This window comes from Microvirga ossetica (assembly GCF_002741015.1).
In the GTDB taxonomy this organism is placed as follows: Bacteria; Pseudomonadota; Alphaproteobacteria; order Rhizobiales; family Beijerinckiaceae; genus Microvirga; species Microvirga ossetica.
The window spans coordinates 5,159,792-5,182,774 of record NZ_CP016616.1 but is presented as its reverse complement, the minus strand read 5'-3'; the positions used below and the strand labels follow the sequence as shown (position 1 = coordinate 5,182,774).

Annotated in this window: 21 protein-coding genes and 1 pseudogene; 6 read left to right on the top strand and 16 right to left on the bottom strand. The window is 62.6% G+C overall.

The window, feature by feature from the left end; translation table 11 throughout:
- Positions 1 to 43: 43 nt before the first annotated feature.
- From BB934_RS24810 to BB934_RS24780, 7 genes are all read right to left on the bottom strand, one after another.
- The gene (locus tag BB934_RS24810; RefSeq protein WP_099512067.1) at positions 44 to 427 is read right to left on the bottom strand and encodes a response regulator transcription factor; all 384 of its coding nucleotides are present in this window, start codon (positions 425 to 427) and stop codon (positions 44 to 46) included.
- Between the two features lie 102 nt (positions 428 to 529).
- Positions 530 to 799 (bottom strand): hypothetical protein, encoded by a 270-nt coding sequence (locus tag BB934_RS24805; protein WP_099512066.1) that lies wholly within the window; start codon positions 797 to 799, stop codon positions 530 to 532.
- Entirely contained in the window at positions 796 to 2,778 is a 1,983-nt protein-coding gene (locus BB934_RS24800; RefSeq protein ID WP_099512065.1) for a chemotaxis protein CheA, read from the bottom strand. Before BB934_RS24800 ends, BB934_RS24805 begins: the two co-directional genes overlap by 4 nt.
- Positions 2,771 to 3,628 (bottom strand): CheR family methyltransferase, encoded by an 858-nt coding sequence (locus BB934_RS24795; RefSeq protein ID WP_099512064.1) that lies wholly within the window; start codon positions 3,626 to 3,628, stop codon positions 2,771 to 2,773. Before BB934_RS24795 ends, BB934_RS24800 begins: the two co-directional genes overlap by 8 nt.
- Positions 3,625 to 4,722: a protein-glutamate methylesterase/protein-glutamine glutaminase gene (locus BB934_RS24790; RefSeq protein WP_099512063.1), complete on the bottom strand. Its 1,098-nt coding sequence runs from the start codon at positions 4,720 to 4,722 to the stop codon at positions 3,625 to 3,627. The genes BB934_RS24795 and BB934_RS24790 overlap by 4 nt, the downstream gene beginning before the upstream one ends.
- Entirely contained in the window at positions 4,719 to 6,188 is a 1,470-nt protein-coding gene (locus tag BB934_RS24785; RefSeq protein WP_162299189.1) for a chemotaxis protein CheW, read from the bottom strand. The genes BB934_RS24790 and BB934_RS24785 overlap by 4 nt, the downstream gene beginning before the upstream one ends.
- Before the next feature lie 4 nt (positions 6,189 to 6,192).
- The gene (locus tag BB934_RS24780) at positions 6,193 to 6,768 is read right to left on the bottom strand and encodes a methyl-accepting chemotaxis protein (RefSeq protein ID WP_237050090.1); all 576 of its coding nucleotides are present in this window, start codon (positions 6,766 to 6,768) and stop codon (positions 6,193 to 6,195) included.
- A gap of 61 nt (positions 6,769 to 6,829) precedes the next feature.
- On the opposite strand from BB934_RS24780, the gene BB934_RS24775 reads away from it, so the two are divergent.
- A protein-coding gene (locus tag BB934_RS24775) for an IS3 family transposase (RefSeq protein ID WP_418294720.1) occupies positions 6,830 to 7,971 on the top strand; the annotation gives its coding sequence in 2 pieces (ribosomal slippage) (positions 6,830 to 7,088 and positions 7,088 to 7,971; 1,143 coding nt in all).
- 18 nt (positions 7,972 to 7,989) lie between these two features.
- Here BB934_RS24775 and BB934_RS24770 read toward each other — a convergent pair.
- The 3 genes and pseudogenes from BB934_RS24770 to BB934_RS24760 form a co-directional block, all read right to left on the bottom strand.
- On the bottom strand, positions 7,990 to 9,369 hold the full coding sequence (locus BB934_RS24770) for a methyl-accepting chemotaxis protein (protein WP_099512060.1): 1,380 nt from the start codon (positions 9,367 to 9,369) through the stop codon (positions 7,990 to 7,992).
- A gap of 213 nt (positions 9,370 to 9,582) precedes the next feature.
- Positions 9,583 to 10,601, bottom strand: a pseudogene (locus tag BB934_RS24765) (patatin-like phospholipase family protein).
- Positions 10,602 to 10,839: 238 nt separating this feature from the next.
- Positions 10,840 to 12,165, bottom strand: a complete 1,326-nt coding sequence (locus BB934_RS24760) for an aminotransferase-like domain-containing protein (protein WP_099512059.1) — start codon at positions 12,163 to 12,165, stop codon at positions 10,840 to 10,842.
- A 101-nt stretch (positions 12,166 to 12,266) separates the two neighbouring features.
- Here BB934_RS24760 and BB934_RS24755 point away from each other — a divergent pair, with 101 nt between their 5' ends.
- Genes BB934_RS24755 through BB934_RS24735 form a run of 5 tightly spaced genes read left to right on the top strand, consistent with a single transcriptional unit; the run spans position 12,267 to position 17,125 of the window.
- Complete coding sequence (locus tag BB934_RS24755; protein WP_099513199.1) at positions 12,267 to 13,229, top strand: substrate-binding domain-containing protein; 963 nt, start codon at positions 12,267 to 12,269, stop codon at positions 13,227 to 13,229.
- Between the two features lie 58 nt (positions 13,230 to 13,287).
- A complete protein-coding gene (locus BB934_RS24750) occupies positions 13,288 to 14,178 on the top strand; it encodes an ABC transporter substrate-binding protein (RefSeq protein WP_099512058.1) in 891 nt (296 codons plus the stop codon).
- A complete protein-coding gene (locus BB934_RS24745) occupies positions 14,175 to 15,110 on the top strand; it encodes an amino acid ABC transporter permease (protein WP_099512057.1) in 936 nt (311 codons plus the stop codon). Before BB934_RS24750 ends, BB934_RS24745 begins: the two co-directional genes overlap by 4 nt.
- Positions 15,107 to 15,886 carry an amino acid ABC transporter ATP-binding protein gene (locus BB934_RS24740; RefSeq protein ID WP_099512056.1) on the top strand — a complete coding sequence of 260 codons (780 nt, stop codon included), beginning with the start codon at positions 15,107 to 15,109 and terminating at the stop codon, positions 15,884 to 15,886. Before BB934_RS24745 ends, BB934_RS24740 begins: the two co-directional genes overlap by 4 nt.
- A gap of 57 nt (positions 15,887 to 15,943) precedes the next feature.
- Positions 15,944 to 17,125 (top strand): M20 aminoacylase family protein, encoded by a 1,182-nt coding sequence (locus tag BB934_RS24735; protein ID WP_099512055.1) that lies wholly within the window; start codon positions 15,944 to 15,946, stop codon positions 17,123 to 17,125.
- Here BB934_RS24735 and BB934_RS24730 read toward each other — a convergent pair.
- The 6 genes from BB934_RS24730 to BB934_RS24705 form a co-directional block, all read right to left on the bottom strand.
- Positions 17,110 to 18,165: an ABC transporter ATP-binding protein gene (locus tag BB934_RS24730; RefSeq protein WP_099512054.1), complete on the bottom strand. Its 1,056-nt coding sequence runs from the start codon at positions 18,163 to 18,165 to the stop codon at positions 17,110 to 17,112. The genes BB934_RS24735 and BB934_RS24730 overlap by 16 nt on opposite strands.
- 32 nt (positions 18,166 to 18,197) lie before the next feature.
- The gene (locus tag BB934_RS24725) at positions 18,198 to 19,025 is read right to left on the bottom strand and encodes a carbohydrate ABC transporter permease (protein ID WP_418294766.1); all 828 of its coding nucleotides are present in this window, start codon (positions 19,023 to 19,025) and stop codon (positions 18,198 to 18,200) included.
- 23 nt (positions 19,026 to 19,048) lie between these two features.
- Positions 19,049 to 19,957 (bottom strand): carbohydrate ABC transporter permease, encoded by a 909-nt coding sequence (locus BB934_RS24720; RefSeq protein WP_418294765.1) that lies wholly within the window; start codon positions 19,955 to 19,957, stop codon positions 19,049 to 19,051.
- A 28-nt stretch (positions 19,958 to 19,985) separates the two neighbouring features.
- Positions 19,986 to 21,218 (bottom strand): ABC transporter substrate-binding protein, encoded by a 1,233-nt coding sequence (locus tag BB934_RS24715; protein ID WP_418294764.1) that lies wholly within the window; start codon positions 21,216 to 21,218, stop codon positions 19,986 to 19,988.
- An 86-nt stretch (positions 21,219 to 21,304) separates the two neighbouring features.
- Positions 21,305 to 22,102: an SDR family NAD(P)-dependent oxidoreductase gene (locus BB934_RS24710; RefSeq protein ID WP_099512050.1), complete on the bottom strand. Its 798-nt coding sequence runs from the start codon at positions 22,100 to 22,102 to the stop codon at positions 21,305 to 21,307.
- Positions 22,099 to 22,866: a FadR/GntR family transcriptional regulator gene (locus BB934_RS24705; protein WP_099512049.1), complete on the bottom strand. Its 768-nt coding sequence runs from the start codon at positions 22,864 to 22,866 to the stop codon at positions 22,099 to 22,101. The genes BB934_RS24710 and BB934_RS24705 overlap by 4 nt, the downstream gene beginning before the upstream one ends.
- Positions 22,867 to 22,983: the final 117 nt, after the last annotated feature.

Genomic DNA, 22,983 nt, shown 5'->3' with positions numbered 1-22,983 from the left:
TTCGGCTGCGACATTTCGCCAAGTGTGTTAAGGCCAATGGTTGTTACGCCGCGCTCGACCGCAGGCGCAAGGCTGCTCCGGAAATGAATCCTCTAAGCCCCTCCTCGGTCAGGGGCTTGCTGACGAAAGTGGCGTTCACCTCGCGTGCCCGAGCGATCACCTCGTCCTGGATGTTGGCCGTGACGACCGCGATCGGCATTGTCGGATGGCTGGAGCGGATTTCCCCAGCCAGTTCGAGCCCATCCTTCTCCGGCATGTTGAAGTCGATCATGGCCACGTCGATCTTTCGCTCGCTCAGGACTCCGAGGGCCTCCTCGGCATTGTTGGCCTCGACTCTATCCCATTCAGGCTGGAGCGCGGCCAGAGTCTTGGCTGCGACGATGCGCGCAAGCTTGCTGTCGTCGACGATCAGAACAGTTATCGCCACTCAAATACTCCGCTAGGGATGGGTCGCCCGGACCGACCGGATCGGCCTGTAGGAGAAAGGTTATAAGCCTCTTTTAGAGGATGCCGGGAGAATGACAACTCTTCAGCCTCCCTGTGGCCCCGGTTCGACGGAGGTTGCTCCGATCAGTGCCGGGGCAATCCAGTCCCGAAGGAAGACATCCCCAGCTGTTCCCTGGATGGTCGGCCGCAGGGCCATGAGGACCTGAAGAACCGCGGCGTGAAGGTGCTCGGCATCCGTCAGATTGACCGCTCGCTCCCGGCCGGCCTGAAGCAGGCCGAGCAAGGGTTCCGCATCCTCGACACGGCATGCCCCTTCCAGAAAGACGATATTGCCGTCCAAACGCACGCTCATCCGATCAGCTCCGGGATATCGAGAATCATGAGCACGCTGCCGTCGCCGAGCAGGGTCGTACCCACGACGCCGGGCATGCCGGCGAGAATGCCGGACATGGGCCTCATCGAAACGTCCATCCTCTCGGCAAATCCGTCCACTGCGATCCCGACCGGATCGTCGCCTACGGCCATTACCACAACCTTCAAGCCCTGAGGCGGCTCTGGCGGGGGCGGTATCTCTAAAAGGTCGGCAAGCCTCACGAGGGGCAGGGTCCTGTCGCGCAAGACGAAGGCCTCGGCATCCCGAACAGGGAGGACCCGCGAGGCCGGCACGAACGCAGTCTCGAGAATCCCATCGAGGGGGATGCCGTAAAGTTCGCGGCCCAATCGGACTGCCATGACCTTCGTCATGACGATCGTCAACGGAAGGGATAGGCGGATCGTCGTACCGCGACCCTGCTCGCTCCGAACGCTGACCTGGCCGCCCAGCCGCTCCGCCGCGGAGCGTACGGCATCCATGCCAACCCCCCGGCCCGACAGGTCGGACACCTCCGAGGCCGTCGAGAAGCCCGGAGCGAAGATCAGGTCCATGGTCTCTGCATCGCTCATGCGATCGAGGCCGTCCGCTGGAACGATCCCACGCTCGCGGGCCGTCTGCCGGATCGCGGCCGGATCGATGCCGCGTCCATCGTCCTCGACTTCGACGGTAACGCGGTCGCGATCGCGACGGGCCCGGAGCACGATCCTGGCTTTTGCCGGCTTCCCCGACTCCAGACGAAGATGCTCGGGTTCGGCGCCGTGGCCGACGGCGTTGCGCAAAAGATGGAGCAGAGGCTCGAAGAGCCCCTCCACGATGGCCTTGTCCGCCTCGACCTCCTCCCCTTCCATGGAGAAGTTGATCCCCTTCCCCAAATGGCTCGCGGTCTCGCGTACGGCGCGCGGAAAGCGTCGGAAGATGTCCCGCATCGGCAACATGCGGACATCCATGACGGCTCCGTGCAGCTCTGCCACGAGACGCTCGATGGCGGCTTGGCTGGCAAGCAGGCCCTGCGCGAGATGCTTCCGGTCGGCCCCATCGCGGAATTGGCCCGCCAGATGCGCCAGCGCGTTCTTGGCAATGACCATCTCACCGACGAGATCTGCCAGCCGGTCGATCCGCTTCGCATCGACGCGAAGCGTCCGTGCACCTGCTCCGATCCCGACACCGGCGGCTCCACTATTGGATGCCGCTATGGAAGCCTGCCCTTCAGCAGTCGGGGCGATCTTATGGATCGTCACCTGGTCCGGGACAAAGCGGAAGATTGCCTTGACCACGTCGAGTTCAGCGCCGGATAGCGCCTCGATCTTCAAATTGCATGAGAATGGATCGATCTCCCCCGCGGGCGGCCAGGGATCCCGGTTCGAGAGCCGGACTGCCATCAGATCGGGAACCGAGCGCAGGAGCGCAATCGGGTCGTCGCCCGAGAAAAAGCAATCGGCGCGCGGCGTGTACCGGATCGCTACCAGCGGTGCATCCTGTGCCCCCAAGTTTGCGGGGTTGCGGCTCTGGGCCACCAGTTCCTCGATCCAGCCGAGATCAGCCTGGAGGACTGCATCCGCATTTTGTGCAGGATCGGCATCGAGCTGGGAGCGCAGCGCCCGCGCCAGGCGGTAGCCTTCCTCCGCTGCATCCGGCGGCAGCTGTCCTGTCTGCTCGATGATGGCGACCCACCGCTCGGTCTGACCGATGCATGCGAGAAGGCTGTCGATGACAGGGGCATCGATACCGTCTCGCCTCTCCCTGAGATCACCCAGCAGATCCTCGGCGGCATGCAGCGCAGTTCCCATGGGCGCGAAGTCGAACAGGCCGACCGATCCCTTGAGGGTGTGAACGGCGCGAAAGGCGCTGTCCATGGGTGCGGATGCCTGGGGATCGCGCTCCAAAGCCAGGAGGTCGTCCGTCGCCTGCTGAATCAGCTCATGCGCCTCGACGATGAAATGCTGGAGAAGATCATCCATCGCGGTTCCTCCCCGGCCGTTGATAGACGATCGCGTCCTCGAAGCGGCGAAGGTCGAACCGCTTCGAGATCCGGGTCATCGACTCGGTATGGCCGAGACAGATGTAGCCTCCCGGGTGCAGGGAGTCGTAGAGATTGTTCACGGCCAGGAGACGCGAGGAATCGTCGAAATAGATGAGGACGTTGCGGCAGAAGATGACGTCGAACTGTCCTTGCGCAGCGACGGATACAGCGTCAACGAGATTGGCAGATGTGAACTTCACCGATTCACGCAAATCCTGGATCAGCCTTCGCTGACCGTCCTGACCGGGATCGAAATAGCGCTCGACCACGTCCGGAGGCAAACGCGAAAGGGCCCGTTCTCCATAGTTCCCCGCCTGAGCCTCGAGCAGAACCTGCGTGTCGATATCCGAGCCGACGATCTCGATGTGGTAGGCGTCGACCATGGGCCAGTTCTCGAGCAGCCAAATGGCGATGGAATAGGGCTCCTCTCCCGTCGAACAGGGCACGGACCAGATCCGCACGAGATCGCCCGGCGTTTTGCCCTGCACGATCCCCGGCAGAAGTGAGCGACTCAGGCAGCGCAGCTGATGCTCCTCACGGTAGAAGTAAGTTTCGTTCACCGTAAAGATATTGATCAGCTGCTCGACTTCGCCCTGATTGGAATCGACGTGCGCGAAATAGGCATTGAAGTTGCGCGTCCCCGTTGCTGCCATGCGGTCAGCGATGCGCCTTTCGATGTAGTAGCGCTTGCTTTCGCCGAAGAGCATGCCGGTACGGCGGTGGAGAAATTGACAAAGGCGGCGGATCTCGTCCGCCGCGAGCGCCTGTGCTTTGCGCGGCCTGCTCATGAACGCTCCACCATGTCCATGATCCGGTCGGCAATCTGCTCCAGGGGAGCGACCACCTGCGCGCCGCCGCGTCGAACGAGCTCTCCGGGCATGCCCCACACCACGGCGCTCTCTTCCGCTTCGGCGATGGTGCGGCCGCCCTGCCCTTTCAGCCGTGCCATGGCCTCGGCTCCGTCGCTGCCCATCCCGGTCATCAGCACCCCTACCACGTGTTCGGGCGCAAAATGCTGCATGGCGCTCTCCACCAGCCGGTCGACGCTCGGATGCCAGCGGTGCTCCGGCAGCGAGGGAGCAGCCATGACGATAGGCCCGTCCGGTCGAACGCTGACGATGACGTCCGCGTCCCCCTTGCCGATATAGACATGGCCCGGGGTAAGCGGCGTCGGCAGGACTGCTTCCGTCACGTTGAGAGCGCACAGCTTGTCGAGCCGGCGTGCCAAGGGACCGGTGAACGAGCCAGGCATGTGCTGTGCGACAACGATGGGCCACGGAAAGTCGGCAGGCAGCCGGGACAGCACGGTATCCAGCGCCGGCGGTCCTCCGGTGGAGACCCCGATCAGCACGAGACCACGGGCCGACGCAGCCTTGATCCGGCGATTCGCTGGCGAGGCAGGCGCACGCCGCGGTGCCGGAGCAGATGCAGGCTGCCCCAAACCGCTGCGCAGCCGCACCCGTTCAGCCAGCCTCAGGCTGCTGGGCAAGCGTGCCCGCGATGCGGCGCGCACGGTTTCGACAAGCCTGGGAGCAAGGGTGTCCATTTCGAGCGAAATGGCTCCGTCGGGTTTCGTGATGAAATCGACGGCTCCAAGCTCGAGCGCCGCCAGGGTGACGCTCGCACCTGCCTCCGTGAGAGAGGAGACCATCACCACCGGGCACGGGTGCTCCAGCATGATCCTGTCGAGACAGGCGAGACCATCCATCTCGGGCATGTTCACGTCGAGCGTGACCACGTCCGGCCTGAAGGCCTGCAATTGCTCCAGTGCCTCGACGCCGTTGCGGGCAAGGGCGATCTCGAAATCGCCCTCGGCTGTGAACACGCCGCCGAGGAGGCGTCGCATCAGGGGAGAATCGTCGACGATGAGCAGCCGGATCACGAAGTGGGCCGCTCTGGGTCGCTCTCGCTCATGGCAGCAAGCAGATCCTTCTCTGCCCTGTCCAGCAGCTCACGCGGGTTGAGCAGAAGGATCAATCTCCCTTCCACCTCGATGTTCGCGACGCGGTCGATGACCTGGCTCCCGTCTGCTGCCAGATCGGGGGTTGGGCGAAGCTGGTTTTGGGGAATGCTGAGAACCTCCGACACGGTGTCGACGACGAAGCCGGCCTGCATATGGTCAATCCTGACGACCACAATGCGTTCCCGCCGCCGCTCTCCCTGTACAGAGAACTTGAAGCGCCGCCGCTGATCGATCACGGGGACGACGCGGCCCCGCAGGTTCATTACGCCCTCGATGAAGGCAGGAGCCTTGGGCAGCCGCGTTAGCGTGTCGGGCACGCGCACCACCTCATCGACACATCCGATAGGCAGCCCGTATTCCTCGCCGCCCAGTTTGAACACGATGAACTGATCGTAGACAGTTGCAGGACCATCGGCTCTGTCCATGTCGTGGTTCTTCTCCGTTTGCGGCGTGATCTGCTCGAGCAGCGTCTGATCCCTGAACAGGTGGTCGGTCGACAACACCGAGATCAGCCGCGATCCGCCTTCGAGGCGGCAGATGCCCTGGATCTGAGCCTCCGCATTTCCCCGTGTCAGGATCGTCGGCACGGGATCAATGGCGCTTTCGGGAAGACGAAGAATTTCCCCCATGCCGTCGACGGCAAGACCCACCAGCCCCTTGCCGATCCGCGCTACAACGACGCGGGATCTGCCACTCGCCTCCCCACCGGCACGAAGCCCGAGGAGGCCACGCAACGATACGAGCGGCAGCAGCTGTCCGCGAAGCGACATCGCACCCAGCATGACGGAATCGGTGTGCGGAACGACGACAACGCCCTCCGGAAGGGCGACGATCTCGTGAACCGAGGAGAGTGGCAGCGCGAAGCCCTGCCCTGCCACGGCAAAGTAGACGAGGGCAATCTCGTCATGGCTTGCAGCAGCCTGCTCCCGAAGTCCTTGCAGGGTCGAGGATGGCCTGTTCTGCGCCCGAAGGGCAAGCTTGCTGAAGTCCTTCGCCAGCAACGCATCCAGGTCGATCGTCCGCGCAGGTGTGCCGCCTGGACTGTCACCTGTGACCGCCTCCGGGGAGGCAGCGTCGACTTCTCCCAACGAGGCCACGCTGTCGATCATGAGTCCGACCGGGGTGCCGCGGTCGATCACGACGACGCGCGCATTCGAGGACGGGCTACGCTCCTGCCCCAGAAGGCGATGCAGCGACACCACCGGCATCACCGCACCTCGCAGGTTGGCCACCCCGAGCAGGCTCGAGGGCCCGAGGGGAACCCGGGTCACGGCCGGGGGACGGATCACCTCGGCTACATCGGATGTCGGAAGGGCGAAGCGCTCATCCCCCACCTGCACCGTCAGGAAGGACTGGGCGACAGCCGCAGAGGCCGCCTCGGCCATGGCCTTATGACTCCGCCATCTGGAGCTCATCGGCCAGGGAGGCGATCTCCTCGATGGCGGCCGCCAGATCCTCGGCTCCACGCGCCTGCTGACGCGCGGCGGTAGCCGCCTGTGCGGCGGCGCTGCTGGCCTGCTCGGCCACGACGGCGACCTGCTGGGTGCCGAGCCGAACTTCGCGCACCGCCGTCAAAATCGTCTCGGAGGCCGACAGGATGGAGGTGCTGCCCTGCCGAATAGCCTTCATATCGGATTCCACTGCTCCCAGCCTCTCCACGGTCAGGGTATTCTTAGCCACCTCCGCCTGGGCAATGGCAGCGCTCTGCTCCAGATCCCGTCTGACGATGGTGATCTGATCGCGGATCTCGCGAACGACATCCTTGATCCGGTCGGCATTCTCCGATGCATCCCGCGCCAGGTTGCGGATGTCTCCCGACACGATCGCGAAGCCGCGGCCGGCCTCACCGGTCCGGGCGGCCTCGATGGAGCCGCTCACGGCCAGCATGTTGGTCTGGACCGCCACAAGGGCGATGCTATCGACGATCTTCTCGATACGGCGGCCGGATTCGTCCAAGCCGCTCATCAATCCGATCTGGTCTTGCTTCGAAAAAATGGAGAGCTTCTGATGAAGCAGGAGGATCTCCATGCCGAAGACCCGTTTTAAGAGAGAGTTTCAGGATGAGGCCGTCCGCCTCGTTTTGACGAGTGGGCGCTCGCAACGCGCGATCGCCGACGATCTTGGGGTGAACCGTTCGACGCTCGCGCGCTGGATGGCGGAGCACCAGGATATGCGGCCTTCGTCGGCCCCGCCGCCCAATGAGGATGTCATGGACGAGCTCAAGCGCCTCCGTCGCGAGAACGAGGTGCTGCGGCAAGAGCGCGACATCCTCAAGAAGGCCACCGCTTTTTTCGTCAAGGAGGGAAGTCGATGAGGTTCACGTTCATCGATGCGGCGAAAGCGGAATTCCCCATCCAGCGCCTGTGCCAGGTTCTTGAGGTGAGCCAGAGCGGCTACTTTGCCTGGCGAAGTCGTCCGGCCTGCCAGCGTCAGCGCGACGATCTGGTGCTGCTCGCCCATGTCCGATCCGCCTTTCGAGAATCGAATGGCACCTATGGCAGCCCACGGATGACGCGCGAACTCCAGGATCAGGGCCTGCCGATCGGGCGCCGTCGGACGGCCCGACTGATGCGCGAGAATGGGCTCAAGGCCCGGCAGAAACGTCGCTTCAAGCGCACCACCGACAGCCACCACGCCTTTCCTATTGCTCCCAACCTGCTCGAGCAGGACTTCTCGGCCGAGCGCCCGAACCAGAAGTGGGCCGCGGATATCTCGTACGTGTGGACGAGCGAGGGCTGGCTCTACCTGGCCGTGGTCCTGGATCTCTTCGCGCGCCGGGTGGTTGGCTGGGCGGTGAGCGACCGGCTGCACAAGGAACTGGCGCTCGAGGCGCTGCGCAAGGCTCTGGCGATCCGAAGACCCGGTGAGGGGCTGACCCATCACGCGGACCGCGGCAGTCAATATTGTTCGATCGAGTATCAGGCCGAGTTGCGGAAGCACGGCATCCGGATCTCAATGTCCGGGACAGGCAATTGTTTCGACAATGCCGTGGTCGAGACTTTCTTCAAGACCTTGAAGTCCGAGCTGGTCTGGCGCACCGTCTTCCAGACGAGAGCCGAGGCCAGGAAGGCGATCGGTCGTTACATCGATGGCTTCTACAATCCCGTCCGGCGTCATTCGACACTGGACTATGTCAGTCCGGCTCAGTTCGAAAGGCTGGCCGGATAGCTACCAAACCGCTCTCCACTAAACCGAAGCAAATCCAATCACGGCTAGCGTCTCCTTCAGCGCCTCTCCGACGCCGGCCGCCAGCCGCATGGTCGCGGTGCGATTGTCCTGCAGATCGGCAGCGAGAGTCTCGATGCGCTCGACGGCCGTGCTGGCTGCATCCCGTGATGCAGCAGTCGCCCGCTCGATCTGCCCCATGGCCACATTGGCCTGCTGCGTGGCTGCAGCCTGAATCTGCGCGCCCCGGCTGATCTGATCGACGGCGGTCATGATCTCGCCGGCAGCCCCGGAGAGTTCCTGAATGGCCGCCGACAGCTCCTCTGCTGCCGACCCGACCTGCTCGGCACTGGTGGCTCCAGCCGTGCCTGCCTGAAGATCGTCCGCCAGAGCGGCCAGCGACTGCGCAGTCTGCTGGCTTTGATCGAGGGAAGCACTCTGCTGCTGGACCGCCCGCTGAGCCTCGGCTGCCGCCGCGGCCTGCTCCTCGGCCGCACTCGCTACCTGCTCGGCCCCGCGTTGCGCCTCTCGGATGGCGGCGTCGGCCTCGACGGCCGCGACGAGAATGGCCTGGCTCCCCTCGGCCAGGAGGGACACATCGGTTCGGATCTTGTCCAGAGCCCCCACCACGGCACGGCCGATCCGAGCCTCGCCGGATGCTGTTTCGGCTGAAGCCTTAATCCGCTCTGCAACGGATCGAACCTCGCCGACGATGCCTTCCGCGAGGGTCTGAATAACCTGCGCGCTTTTCTCGGAAGTGCCGGCAAGAGCCCGAACTTCATCCGCGACGACGGCAAAGCCACGCCCGCTGTCGCCGGCCCTGGCCGCCTCGATGGCCGCATTCAGCGCCAGAAGATTGGTCTGATCCGAAATGTCCCCGACTACACGGGTGATCTCGCCGATCTCGGTTGCTTGTTTTTCGAGAAGCGAGACCACGTTGACCATGGATTTTTGGCGCGTCGCGTTGGTCTCCACGGCGGACACGGACGCGTCGATCTGGGCTCCCGTCTCGATCAGAAGGCTCTGAAGGCCGTTCGTTCTCGCCTGGGTGGCCTCGGCATGGGCTCGCGCCTCGGAAAACGAGGCACTCAGGCTCACCATGGCCGAAAGCGATTGCTGGGAAGCGCCGGCCGCCTCCTCGGCGCCGCTGGCGATCTGTTCCATGGAGCGCCGCAGTTCCTCGGCCGCGGATGACGCTTCGGCAACTCCGCTCGCCAGTTCTTCGGTGGCGGCGCCGATGCGTTCCGCCGCCTTCTGCTGCCGTGCCCTCACACGCTCGAGGGTCCGGCGTTGGGATGCCGCTCCCCTTACGGGAGAATGAGCCCCTTGGGGAACAGTCTCGTTACCTGCCGGTCGTGAGTTGCCCTTGCCCGAGAGTTCGGACGTCTTGACCAATGCCATGAATGCCCCATGAGGTTTACTAACCGTATCCAGCCACACCGCCTCAACCAGCAAGCCACCCGCTGGCTTCGTCGAAACGGGGAAGAGAAAGCCTAACTTTTATAGGGACATATCTTATCCGAGCAAGGCATTGCCTAGATTAATCTCAGACAAATCAGCATTATAGAACGCCTCAGCGTCGCAGGGGCTGCTGCGCCTCCAACATGCTTCAGGTCAACACTCCGCTAGCAGGATATCCAGATCGGCCGTGGAGCGCTTGCCGAGATCGTCGGCGCTGGTGTCAAGGAATTCACCAGCGGCCCGGCGTCCTTCCGTCCGCAGCATCGACACGAAGTCCCATTCACCATTGAGCTTCGACGACGCCCCGAATTCAGCCAACATGTCGCTCCGGATCCGGTGCGTCCGCATCTGGGCCCAGCGAGTGCCCTCTCCTGTCCCCGGGTCCGCCACTTGGCGCAGAAGGGCAATCATGCGGAGTTCCTTCATCAAGGGAGAGTTGAAGGAAATCTCGTTGAGACGATTGAGGATCTCGGTGGCAGTGCGCGGTATCTCCTTTCGCTCGGGCGGATTGATCTGCACCAGGATGGTGTCATGAGCGTCGCTTTCGCGAACCAACGGCGTGATGGTAGGATTACCGGCGTAGCCACCGTCCCAATAGGGTTCGCCGTCGATCTCGATAGCGGCGAACATCGTCGGAAGACAGGCAGACGCAAGAAGCACGTCGGGTGTGATCTCGCCGTTCCGGAAAATCCGCCCGCGACCGGTTCGAACGCTGGTCGCTGTGATGAACAGCCGGATCGGGGAGCGGCTCAGACGGTCGAAGTCGATACTCTCCGCCAGAATGCGTCGGAGCGGATTGAAGCCCGCCGGGTTGATGTCGTAGGGCGAGAGAAGCCGTGATGCGAGGTCCATCGCGACATAAGCCGGAGACGTGTCGAGCGTCCAGCGACCCAAGAGACGGTCCAACGGCGAGCGCTGTAAAGGGCTGAACGCTGCGGCGTGCGACACGCGTTGCCAGTATCGGTCGAGCGCATTGCGGGCACCTTCGGCACCGCCCTCGAGCCAGCCATCCGCCAGAACTGCCGCGTTCATCGCACCGGCCGATGTGCCCGAGATGGCTTCTATGTGAAGCCAGGGCTCTTCAAGAAGCCGATCCAGAACGCCCATGTGAACGCACCGTGGGATCCGCCGCCCTGGAGAGCAAGATCGACGAGGACCGGACTTCGTTTCATCGCGCACCTCCGCAGAACCTGAAAATCCGAGGAATGTCCACCCGAGCCTCGAGCCGGCAGGCCTGGACACGTCCGAATGTCCAGAGCATCGTTGGCGCGTATGCTGGCGCCAGCCGCACCTTCGCAGCCTGGAAGGCTATCACGAGCGTGGCGGCCGCCGGAAGCTATTCAGGCATTCCAGCGCCGTCATTTCCTCTGCGGTCCCGCGATCATCGATCGTCCCGCGCATGCTGTCCACTCAGGTGCCGGCAGCCAACGCAATCGAGTCCGCGACACTCTCATAGCGATCGGAAAGAGTAGCCGTTGCAACCCGCAGATAGTACGTCGGCAGGATCGAGAACTTGGCACCTGGATGGACGGCAATACCATGGGCGGCGAGCGTCACCATAGCGAATGGCTCCGAGGACACCGGAACCCAGGCGCACAGACCCTCGCCGTGCATTGCACCAATACCTCTCTGCTGCAGAGCATTGACCAGATTGGCGCGTCGCTCATGGTAGAGCATTCGCGCGCGATCAACCGATTCCTGTGTCTCCGGATCGCGCAGCAGCCAGGCTGTGGCAGCCTGGAGAATACGGCTCGTCCAGCCGGCACTGAAGCTTCGATAGGATTGTATCTGATCTATGATGGTTCGGGAGCTGGAAAGGACTGCAAGACGCAAATCCGGCCCATGCGTCTTCGAGAACGACAGGATGTGGATGAGCCGGTTCGGAAAGTAGGCACCCAGAGAGTGACGTGGGGCCGCCGAAATATCGCCGATGCCGTCGTCTTCGACGATAAGCGTGTCGGTATCTTTTAGAACCGCAGCGAGAGCCTCCAGGCGCGCTTGGCTGACACCCTGGCCGGTGACTGAATGCAGCCGCGGCTGGAAAATGAAGGCGATAGGCTTGGATTTCATCGCGGTCTCAAGAGCTGACGGCATTGGTCCTTCGCCATCGCATTGAACAGGCACGATGCGAACTCCCCGGTCTTCCAGAATATCGAGGAGGCGCATGCCGGTCGGATCTTCGATCGCAACGGATGCGCCCGGAGGCAGCAGTGCATGGACCAATGTATAGACAGCGTTGTATCCGCCATTCGTCGCCAGGAACGCCTCCGGCTCGTAGGGCCATTTTTTCCTGACTTCTTCCTCGAGTTCCGGCAGGATTCGGTTGCGCTCGTAGCTGTTGAGATTCTCCGCCGAGGCACCATAAGCCATAGCCTCGGCAAGCGGCGGCAACAGGCGCATGTCGGGAACGGCTGCGGTCAAGTTCAGGATGCCATCGCCGTAGATGCCGGAGCTTCCGAGGCGATGCGGCTTGGCGACGAAACGGTCACCGCTGACCCAAGTGCCATTTCGCCCTCGCCCACTGATGATTTTGTGACGGCGCAGTTCGCTCCAAGCTTCCGAAATGGTCGCCGGACTAACACCGAGCGCGAACGCGAGATCGCGGATCGGGGGCAACTTTGTACCAACCGGAAGCGCGCCGGCACGGATCAGGGCTCTGGTTTCCAGAGCGATCCCGCGAATGGTCCTGTCCGTCAATCTCTCGGCAAACCAATGGGCGTTTCGACTTTCGGTCATGCGACACCAATTTTAATGTTCAATAACATAATAGTATTTGATCAATTCAATATGAACATTTTAATTGAAAGAATGATAGGTTTGCTGCGAGTTAAATGCTGATGCCTCTGACCCTCAGACTAGCCCTCCGTGACTGGGACTACATGACACCTCTGGTGCTTGGTGATGTTCGGTCACCTCGCCTCGATATCAAGGTCGATCGCGTAGGCACCCTCATCTCGAACGTCGCTCTCGATCCATCGTACGACGCTGCGGAGATGTCGTTCAGCCGCTACGCGCAGCTGCGGCACGATGGCGACGACAGTGTCGTCGGCATGCCGAACTTTATCATGCGCGGCTTCCGCCACCGGTGCATCATCACCACGAAAAAGAGCTCGATCCGCAAGCTCTCGGACCTTGGCGGCAAGAAGATCGGCGTGACGGGCTGGCGGGACTCCGGCAATACCTGGACCCGCGCAGCCATCCGGCGCGAAGGCGTCGGGATCGAAGATGCCATGTGGTATGCAGGCCGGCTGACCGAGGCCCATCCCATCACCGACCGGCTTGACGGTTTCGGTCGCCCGGGCCGCATCGAAGCCACTCCGGGCGAAAGACCCATGGTGGAGCTTCTGGAGAATGGCGGCCTGGACGCCGTCCTCACTCCTTTCATGCCGCCAGGGTTCTTCGACCAGGACTCACCCTTCCGGCAAGTGCTCGACGACTTCAGGGCGTCTGAAGTCGCCTACTTTCACGACGTCGGCTATGTGCCGGGCATGCACCTGATCGGTTTCAAGGCCGCAATCGTGCAGGAGCATCCATGGGTTATGGACGAGCTCAACGATCTGATCGACGCATCTCAACGCATGTGGCTGCAGAAGCGCGAGAAATACGCCGACACGACGCCCTGGATGATCGACGAACTGCGTCGCTGCGCCACCGATTTGCCCCCCTCCTGGAATATCAGCGGACTCGAGGCGAACGGGAAAATGATCGGCGACTTCGCCACCGAGCTTTACGAGCAGAAGATTCTGCCGCGATTGCTGACGCCCGCCGAACTCTTTCCCTGGCACGCACATTCGAAGTGAGAATCTTGTCAGCGTTACCCATGAACTGAGCATTCCCCAAACCGAAAGGGCCCGTCGCATGAATTCGAAAATGATCGCTTCCGTCACCATAGCTGCCCTGATGTTGGCAAGCCCTGTTCTTGCCCAGGAAGCAGCGATCCCGAAGCAGAGCGTGAATGAGCAATTGCGGGCACGTTTGCCCGAGGCCATCCGGACTGAAGGCAAGATGATCTCGGTCAACAATGGTTCGTTCCCTCCCTATGAGATCGTCACCGGCACCGAGATGACTGGCGCCAGCAACGATCTGACAGACGCAATCGGCCAGGTTCTCGGTGTCAAGATCGAGCACGCCACAGTGGGTGGCCTGCCGGCGCTGCTCGCCGGCATCAATTCCGGACGCTACCAGTTCGCGTTCGGTCCCATCGGCGACTTCAAGAGCCGCGAAGAAGCCAATGACTTCGTCGACTGGGTCCAGGAGTTCGTTGTCTTCGCCGTCCAGAAGAGCAACCCCAAGAGCATCACCTCGCTGGACAGCGCCTGTGGCAATCGCATCGCTGTCATGGCGGGCGGCTCCGCCGAACGCGTGATCCAGGTTCAGGCGGACAAGTGCAAGGCCGACGGCAAGGAAGCCATCACGGTTCAATCCTATACGGACCAGCCGAGCTCGATCTTGGCCGTTCGTTCGAAGCGCGCCGATGCCTTCTTCTCCTCCCAGGCGCCCCTTACTTACTTCGTATCCCAAGCCAACGGCCAGCTTGAACTGACCGGCGTCGGTCAGAAGAATGGCTTCGAGGATCTCTATCAGGGCGCCGTCGTGCCCAAGGGCTCGCCGCTCGGGCCACTGCTCCTCGATACTATCAAGCATCTGATGAGCAACGGAACCTATGCTGCGATCATGAAGAAGTGGAACCTTGAGAATAACATGATCAAGGAGCCCGGCATCAATCTCGGTGGGATCCTCCCGAAATGAGCCAGCTTCATTTGACGAGCGCATCGCCCTCCGGCGATGCGCCCTTCCGGGACGTGGTAACGGCGCACGCCCCTTTCCGTACGGGGCGTTTAATCCTCTGGGTTGTGATCCTTCTCGTTACTGTGGATTTCGCCTGGATCGTCGCGCACAATGAAAACTTCGGCTGGCCCGTCGTCGCCGCCTATTTCTTCAATCCGACGGTGATCAGCGGCCTCTATGTGAGTCTTGGATTGACTGTCATTGCCTTGGCGCTCGGCACGGTCCTTGGGCTGGGCCTCGCCATCGCCCGCATGTCCAAGGATCGGCTGGCAAACTCCTTCGCAGGACTGTTCATCTGGTTCTTCCGCGGCACGCCCCTGCTCGTGCAGCTGATCTTCTGGTACAATCTCTCGACCCTGTTCCCGCAGATCTCGATCGCGATTCCCTTCGGTCCGACCTTGGCAAGCTGGGACACGAATTCGGTAATCACGCCGATGACGGCTGCAATCGTCGGATTAGCGCTCAACGAGGCGGCCTATATGGCGGAGATCATCCGCGGCGGTCTTCTTTCCGTGGATCGCGGCCAGACCGAAACGGCCGAAGCTTTCGGCATGACGAGAGCCCGTGCCCTGTGGCGCATCATCATTCCGCAAGCCATGCGTTCGATCGTTCCGCCGACCGGCAACCAGCTTATCAGCATGATCAAGGCCACCTCTCTCGTCAGCGTGATCGCGATGGCCGATCTGCTCTACTCCGTGCAATCGATCTACAACCGCACCTTTGAGATCGTCCCGATGCTGCTTGTGGCCGTCATCTGGTACCTCCTCATCACCTCTATCCTCAATGTCGGGCAGAGCTATATCGAGGCCTATTACGGCCGGAGCGACCGCCGAAACGGAGCCGCCGAGAAACCGGCCCTCACCGGCGCTACTGTTCAGGAGGCAACCCATTGACTGCCGTCCAGACCGCGAAGCCTCTCGTTCAGGTACGTGATGTACATAAGTCCTTCGACCAACTGGAAGTGCTGAAGGGCATCGACCTGGATATCATGCCGGGCGAGGTCGTTGTCATCCTCGGCCCTTCCGGCTCCGGAAAATCGACGCTCCTGCGCTGCATCAACCACCTGGAAGCCATCAACAAGGGCTTTATCGCGGTAGACGGCGAGCAGATCGGCTACCGACTCCGCAAGGATCGTTTGGAAAAGCTCTCGGCGAACGGCATCGCCCGCCAGCGCCGGAAGATCGGCATGGTGTTCCAGCAGTTCAACCTCTATCCGCATATGACGGTGCTGCAGAACATCATCGAGGCGCCTGTGGGCATCCACGGTGAAAGTCGTCCGGAAGCCACTCGGAACGCCTTGAAGCTTCTGGAGCGGGTCGGCCTGTCGGAGAAGGCGGGCAGCTATCCGCGCCAGCTTTCCGGCGGCCAGCAGCAGCGCGTTGCGATCGCCCGCGCTTTGGCGATCAAGCCCAAGCTGATGCTGTTCGATGAGCCGACATCGGCGCTCGATCCCGAATTGGTTGGCGAAGTGCTGGCTGCCATGCGCGATCTTGCCCAGCAGGGACTTACGATGATCGTCGTCACTCACGAGATCGGCTTTGCCCGTGAGGCGGCCGACCGGGTGGTCTTCATGGACGACGGCAAGGTCGTCGAGATGGGCAACCCGGAGGATGTGATCGGCAACCCGCAACATCCTCGTACGAAGGCCTTCCTGTCGCGCTTTCTTTAGTCACCGACCGACCGCCTTTCCTCGAAGCCATTCATTCATCGAAACCGCGATAAAATCATGCTCAACGACAACGTTTTTGCCAGAGTCTTGGACTTCGAAGCCATGGAAGCGGAGCTCACCGGCATCCGCCGCTTTCTCCACGCCAATCCGGAGCTCTCCTGCGAAGAGGCGGAAACGGCACGTTTCGTTGCCGAGAAGCTCGAGAGCTGGGGCTACGAAGTGACCCGCAACGTCGGCGGCCACGGCGTTGTCGCGCGTCTCAGCGCCGGCACCGGGAAGAAGGGCATCGCCATCCGTGCCGACATGGATGCTCTTCCGATCGCGGAAGAAACCGGCCTGACATATGCAAGTCAAAATCTCGGCAAGATGCATGCCTGCGGCCATGACGGACATACAACGGTACTGCTGGGTGCAGCCGAGTATCTTGCCCGCACCCGCCGCTTCGACGGCACCGTCACCCTGATCTTCCAACCGGCCGAAGAGGCCGGGAAATTCAGCGGCGCCCAGGCGATGATCGCCGACGGCCTGTTCGAGCGCTTTCCCTTCGACGCGATCTTCGGCCTGCACAACCATCCCGGCGCGCCGGAAGGCAACATCCTTCTGCGCTCCGGTCCGATGATGGCCTCGGCGGATACCGCCAATATCACCATCAGGGGGATCGGCGGCCATGCCTCGCGTCCCCACCTGACGGTCGACCCCGTGGTGATCGCCTGTAATCTTGTCGTCTCGCTTCAGACCATCGTGTCGCGGAATGTCGATCCGACCCAGACCGCGGTCGTCACCGTCGGAACGATCCATGCGGGCAACGCCGTCAACGTGATCCCGGAATATGCGAAGCTCGCGCTCAGCGTCCGCTCCTTCGATCCGAAGATTCGCGACCTCCTGCGGGCGCGTATCGTCAAGCTTACGCAATCCGTCGTCGAAGGCCACGGCGCTACCGCCGAGATCGAGTACGAGAGCGGATACCCGGTCGTCGTCAACTCGGACGCGGAGACGGCCTTCGCCCGCGGCGTCGCAGAGGAGCTGATCGGAACGGACCGAGTCTCAACCTGCCACCTCATTCCGGGAAGCGAGGACTTCGCCTATTTTCTCGAACGTAAGCCGGGAAGCTTCCTGCGCCTTGGCAACGGCCTGAATTCCTCCATTCTGCACAGCTCGAAATACGACTTCGCCGACGCTAGCTTGACCACCGGCGCCGCGCTTTGGGCCCGGTTGGTAGAGCGTTATCTTGCCTCATAGCCTGTCAGCGGCAGATCTCGCTGATTGGCCCGCCGGCCGGCATTGTCGAAAAAGTGCAATCGGTCCGGCGCGATGGCGAGTCCCAAGGCGGTATCCGCATCGATCGTCTGGCCATCGTACGCCACGAGGAAAATCTCGCCGCTGGGCAGTTCCACATGCAGCAGCGAGGACGCGCCGGTATATTCGCTGAGCAGCACCCTCCCGCTGACGAGGCCCGAACCGGGATCGGTCAGCTCGAGATCCTCGGGCCGCATGCCGACATGGCTCGCGCGGTCGGGACGGCCGGGCAAAGATTCCGCAATCGAGTCGATCGGAAGTATGTTCATTTTCGGACTGCCGATGAACTGCGCCACGAACAGATTGCCGGGTCGCTCGTAGAGTTCACGCGGCGTGCCGACCTGCTCCACCAGCCCGTCACGCAGCACCACGATCTTATCGGCCAGCGTCATGGCCTCGATCTGGTCATGCGTCACATAGATCATGGTGCTGCCGAGACGCTTGTGCAGCGATGCGATCTCGGAGCGCATGTGGACGCGCAGTTCCGCATCCAGATTCGACAGTGGCTCGTCGAACAGGAACACCGCCGGGTTGCCGACGATTGCGCGGCCGATAGCGACGCGTTGCCGTTGCCCACCGGAGAGCTCGCGCGGATAGCGATCGAGAAGAGGTTCCAGCTTGAGGGTGCGGGCAGCCTCCCCCACACGGCGGGCACGTTCGTCGACCGGCACCTTCCGCACCTTGAGGCCAAATCCCATGTTGTCGCGTACGTTGAGATGCGGATAGAGCGCGTAGGACTGGAACACCATCGCAACCCCGCGGCGGGCCGGCGGCACCTCGTTGACTATCCGATCCCCGATCCTGAGCACGCCGGAACTGATATCTTCCAGGCCCGAAATCATCCGCAGCAGCGTGGACTTCCCGCAGCCGGAGGGTCCGACGAAGACGACGAACTCACCATCGTCGACCGAGAGATCGACGCCACGGATGACATCGACCCTGCCGAAGTGCTTCTTGACGTTGCTGAGGGAGAGGCTGGTCATGGCAATGTCCGATATGCGGCGAGGATTGCGGCCTAGCCCTTCACGCCGGAGAGCGCGAAGCTCTCGATGATCTGGCGCTGGGCGATTAGGTAGACGACGAGGATCGGGATGACGGCAAGGCTGGTGGCGGCCAGTTGCAGGTGCCAGAGCGGCATGCCGTACGGATCCGTGAAGTTCGACAGCGCCAGCGGCAAAGTGAACTTCTCCAGCGACGAGACGAAGATCAGCGGCTCCAGAAAGAGATTCCAGGAATTGAGGAATGTGATAATGGCAACAGCCGCAAGCGCGGGCCGGGACATGGGCAGAGCGATGCTCCACCAGACACCCAGCCGCGAAAGGCCATCCATCTTGCCCGCATCCTCGAGCTCCTTCGGCAAGGCGAGGAAATACTGCCGCATGAGGAAGGTCGCCATGATGCCCTGTGGCCCGAAGGTCGGCAGCAGGATCAGCGGCCAATGCGTGTCCACGAGGCCGGCCCAACGCATCAGGAAGAAGTTTGGGATGATTGTCACTTCTTCGGGAACCATCAGCGCGGTCACCAGGAAGAGTGCGATCAGCGCCGCTCCGGCAAATCGCATGCGCGCCAGTGCATAGCCGGCGAGCGACGAGACGAGCAGCGTCAAGGCGGTCACGGTGACGGCGATGTAGAGCGAGTTGAAGTATTGGCGCGCGAAGGGCTGATGGTTGAAAACCTCGGTGAAGTTCCACCATTGCCATTCGCGCGGAACGATGCTGGGCGACCCGAAGATTTCAGCCGCGCTCTTGAAGCCGGAAGAGGCCATCCAAAGGAACGGGAAGACGAAGGGAATAGCGGCAATGCAGAGCGCGACCGTCCAGCAAACCTGATTGAGAATGCGGATCCGACGCCGCGTGAGAAACGAAGTCACGTGTCCCTCCGGCGCAGCACGAGCTGGACGATTGTCAGGACCATGACGATGACGAACATGATCATGGCGAGCGCCGACGCATAGCCGACGTCGAAGAACTGGAAACCTTGCTGATAGATGTAGTACGCGAGGACGAGAGTACCGTTCTCAGGTCCGCCGCCGGTCATCTGATAGATGTGGTCGAAGACCTTGAACGACCCGATCGTGGTGATGACCATGATGACCAGCGTCGTGGGACCCAGGAGCGGCCAGACGATCCAGCGGAAGATCTGCCAGCCCGATGCCCCCTCCAGCCGGGCCGCCGCCTCATAGTCGCGCGGGATCGCCTGCAGCGCCGCGATGTAGAGGATCATGTTGAGGCCCACCATCTTGATGACGCGGGTCACGATCACGGCCGCCATCGCCCAATTCGGTTCGCGCAGCCAATTGGGCCCGTCGATGCCGACCTGAGCGAGGATCTGGTTGATGAATCCCGCCTCCCCCTGAAGCAGGAACTTCCAGACGATCGCCCAGGCTACGGCCGATGTGACCACCGGTGCGAAGAAAACGGTGCGGAAGACGATCACGCCCGGGAAACGTCGCGAGAGGGCAAGCGCCAGCAAGAGGGCAAGCGCCATGTTGAGAGGCACCAGCCCGACGGCGAAGATCACCGAGTTGCGGACGACGTGCCAGAAATCGGGATTGCGGAACAGCGCGTCGCTGTAATTGTCGAGTCCGACGAAGGTGGCCTGCTGGGTGAGCAGGTTCCACTCGGTCAACGAATACCAGACCACCGCAATCAGCGGCCCGACGAAGAAGATGAGGAAGCCGGCCAGCGTGGGGCTGATGAAGAGCCATGCCTCCATCGCCTCACGCATCCTCAAGGTGAGCCACGGCGCATCCTCGCGGTGCGCCGTGTCCCGTATCGGTAGCGTACCCGCCACTATCCAGCCCTCAGAGCAACGGTTGGATGGCGGTGCAGACGGCCTTCAAGGAAGCTGCCACATCGGCATTGGCGCGCCACAGGGCGTCGACGCGCGGCTTCATGGCGGCGAGGATCTGCGGGCTCTTCTCATGGGCCGGCAACACCTTGCCCTTGGAAATGGCGTCGGCCACGACCTTCATCTGGTCCGGGGGGATGAGGTTGTTGGACTTGGTGAAGGCATCGCTGTCGAGCACGGTCTTGCGCGCCGGTGGGAAGAACTGCGCCGCGGCGGCGACGTTCTCCTTGGTCGTCATGTGAGCCACGAACTCGGCAGCAAGCTCCTTCTGCTTGCCGGCTGAGAACACGACGATGCCGGCCTGCCCGATGACCGGCGACTCGCCGCCCGCACCTGTCGGCAGCGGAGCGATGCCCCATTTGAAACCTGCCTTCGGCATGAGCGAGGCGCGCGAGATCTGGTTGATGGTCATGGCGGAGCCGCCGGAGAAGTAGTCCCCCTGTTCGCCGGGCGGCACGATCGACTTATCCTTGAAGACCATGTCGTGCAGCTGCGTGACGGCTGCCACCGCCTCAGGCTTGTCGAAGCCGCACTGCTTGCTGGCCCACACGTCCCCGCCGGCGGCGCGGATCGGCGGCATCAATGCGTGCATGATGCGTGTATCGTAGCCTTGGCCATCCTTGAACTCGAAGCCCCACTTGCCGGTGGCATCCTTGAGCTTCTTGGACACTTCCTGGAACTTCGCCATGTTCCACTCGCCCTTGGCTGCAAGGGCATTCGGATCTTCTAGGCCCGCCTTGTCGAACAGGTCCTTGTCGTAGAAGATCACGAATGGCGAGGTCGAGAACGGCACCCCGTAGACCTTGTCGCCGGCCGTCCAGAGGCCGAGCGCAGGCTTGGAAAAGTCCGCGAAATCGTAACCTTGAGCTTTGTTCAATGCCGGGGCGAGATTTTCTAGCACGCCCGCCGCAGCGAAGGTCGGTGCGGCATCCTCCATCAGCCACCCGGCGTCCGGCGGGTTGCCGCCGGCCAGCTGGAAGGTGAGCTTCTGGGTGTAGTCGCCCGGCGGAATCGTCTCGTACTTGACGGTCACATCGGGGCGCTTCGCCTTGAAGCTGTCCACGAACCCGTTGAGCATCTTGAGATGCGCCTCGTTGCCCGTCCAGATGGTGAAACGGAGCTCCGCGGCGCCGACAGAGCCCGACATCAGTCCGAGCGCCAGCACCGTGGTCGTCATTCTCTTCATTGTGGCTTTCATCGTTCTCCTCCCTGCAGCTTTTATCTGAACTCGAACCTACCCAACTCTCTGAAAGGCCGTGCTCGCACGGACACTCAAGCGGTCTCCCCCGGCAGCGTGCCCGGCGCATCGCCAATCGTCCAACCGCCGTCGACCGGTATGTCCACCCCGGTGAGATAGGCTGCTTCGTCCGAGCACAGGAAGATCGCGGGGCCGACACAATCCTCCGGCCGGCCGGGGCGCCCGACGGGAATCTTGGCGGCAACGGCACGGCGGAACGAGGCATCGGCATAGCGGTCCGCCATACGCTCCGTCTCGATCGCGCCCGGAGAGATCACGTTCATGGTCACTCCGCGAAGGGCGACCTCACGGGCGATGGCGCGAATGGCGGTGAGCTGCGCCGATTTGAACGCGGCATAGGCGACGGTCTCGGCACGCGGCCGGGCCGCCATGACGCTGCCCGTGGCCACGACGCGCCCCCATCCACGCTCCGCCATCGCAGGGACAAGAGCGCGGCAGAGCGCAACAAGCGAGGCGAAATTTGCGGTGAAGTGGCGCGCGAGATGATCGCCCGTCACATCTTGCCAAGACGTGCGATGCTCGATGGCCGCATTGGCGATCAGGATGTCGACGGGCCCGAACGCGTTCGTAACCCGGCGCGCGAGCGCTTCGGGCGCAGAGGGGTCCAGGAAATCCGCTTCGAAATCGATCGCGGCGCGGCCGATGGCGCCGATCTCGGCACGGACCGATGCCAGCCCGCTCCGGTCGCCGTGACCGTGGACCGCCACGTCCGCGCCCTGCCTCGCCAAGCCCAGGGCGATGGCCCGCCCGATGCCCGAATTGGCGCCGGTCACGAGCGCGCGGCGGCCGAGGAGTGAGAAGGCGCCGCTCATCGCTGCGTATCCCCTGCCCCGACAAGCTTCTCGGCGACTTCGAGCGACGCGATGTCCGCCGCCTCGAAATGAGCGATGATCTTCTGCTCGGCGAGATCCGGCGCACCGGTTGCAATCGCTTCGTAGATGGCGCGATGACGCTCGACGGTCGCGTTCCAGTCGGCATCGGTGCGGTTGGCGCGGCGCGAGAAGAGTTCCGAGACCTCGCGCTGGACGGAGCGCATGCCCTCCATCTGAACACGGATCATGGTGTTGCCCGTGGCAAGCGCGATGCCGAGGTGGAAAAGGATATCGGCCTCGGTGAAATCCGACGGCTCTTTTATGGAGCCGGCCATGTCATGCAGCGCCCGCTCCATTGCGGCCAGCCCTGCCGGATCGCGACGCTCCGCCGCCAACCGGCCGATCCCCGTCTCGATCACGCGGCGCATCTCGTTGGCCTCGCGCAGCCGCTCGAGGCTCGAGCGCGCGGCATAGCCGTAGATGCGCTCCATCGGCTCGCCGTTCATCGCCTTGGCGCGCGCGACCTTGCCCTGCTGGGTGAAGATCAAGCCTGCTGCCGTCAGCTGGCGCAGCGCCTCGCGGGCGATGGGCTTGGAGACACCGAACTCGCGGGCGATCTCGCCTTCGGCCGGCAGCGCCTCCCCGGGCGCGATGCGACCGTCGAACAAGGCTGCCGCGATCGCATCTGACACGGTATCCGCGAGCCGAGCCGGCGTAACCGGCTTGGTGGAGAAGAGTCGCTTTCTGGCCGATCCTGCGCTCATGGGGATCCCGATTTTCCTCATCGATAACATGCCCGTGACCAACATAGCAACTAGGTTTTTTAGTTGCCAGGCAGTCTCGTTCTGCGTTAGGTTCATCGTCGCGTGACGGGAGGAATG

Coding starts and splice junctions, on each gene's coding strand:
- BB934_RS24785 (WP_162299189.1), bottom strand. CDS start 6,188: ATGGCCGAGGCGGCCTCTGCGGCTGTCGCCCAGTCCTTCCTGACGGTG.
- BB934_RS24780 (WP_237050090.1), bottom strand. CDS start 6,768: ATGAGCGGCTTGGACGAATCCGGCCGCCGTATCGAGAAGATCGTCGAT.
- BB934_RS24805 (WP_099512066.1), bottom strand. CDS start 799: ATGAGCGTGCGTTTGGACGGCAATATCGTCTTTCTGGAAGGGGCATGC.
- BB934_RS24755 (WP_099513199.1), top strand. CDS start 12,267: ATGCCTCTGACCCTCAGACTAGCCCTCCGTGACTGGGACTACATGACA.
- BB934_RS24800 (WP_099512065.1), bottom strand. CDS start 2,778: ATGGATGATCTTCTCCAGCATTTCATCGTCGAGGCGCATGAGCTGATT.
- BB934_RS24730 (WP_099512054.1), bottom strand. CDS start 18,165: ATGACCAGCCTCTCCCTCAGCAACGTCAAGAAGCACTTCGGCAGGGTC.
- BB934_RS24710 (WP_099512050.1), bottom strand. CDS start 22,102: ATGAGCGGCGCCTTCTCACTCCTCGGCCGCCGCGCGCTCGTGACCGGC.
- BB934_RS24705 (WP_099512049.1), bottom strand. CDS start 22,866: ATGAGCGCAGGATCGGCCAGAAAGCGACTCTTCTCCACCAAGCCGGTT.
- BB934_RS24795 (WP_099512064.1), bottom strand. CDS start 3,628: ATGAGCAGGCCGCGCAAAGCACAGGCGCTCGCGGCGGACGAGATCCGC.
- BB934_RS24745 (WP_099512057.1), top strand. CDS start 14,175: ATGAGCCAGCTTCATTTGACGAGCGCATCGCCCTCCGGCGATGCGCCC.
- BB934_RS24735 (WP_099512055.1), top strand. CDS start 15,944: ATGCTCAACGACAACGTTTTTGCCAGAGTCTTGGACTTCGAAGCCATG.
- BB934_RS24760 (WP_099512059.1), bottom strand. CDS start 12,165: ATGACCGAAAGTCGAAACGCCCATTGGTTTGCCGAGAGATTGACGGAC.
- BB934_RS24770 (WP_099512060.1), bottom strand. CDS start 9,369: ATGGCATTGGTCAAGACGTCCGAACTCTCGGGCAAGGGCAACTCACGA.
- BB934_RS24750 (WP_099512058.1), top strand. CDS start 13,288: ATGAATTCGAAAATGATCGCTTCCGTCACCATAGCTGCCCTGATGTTG.
- BB934_RS24715 (WP_418294764.1), bottom strand. CDS start 21,218: ATGAAGAGAATGACGACCACGGTGCTGGCGCTCGGACTGATGTCGGGC.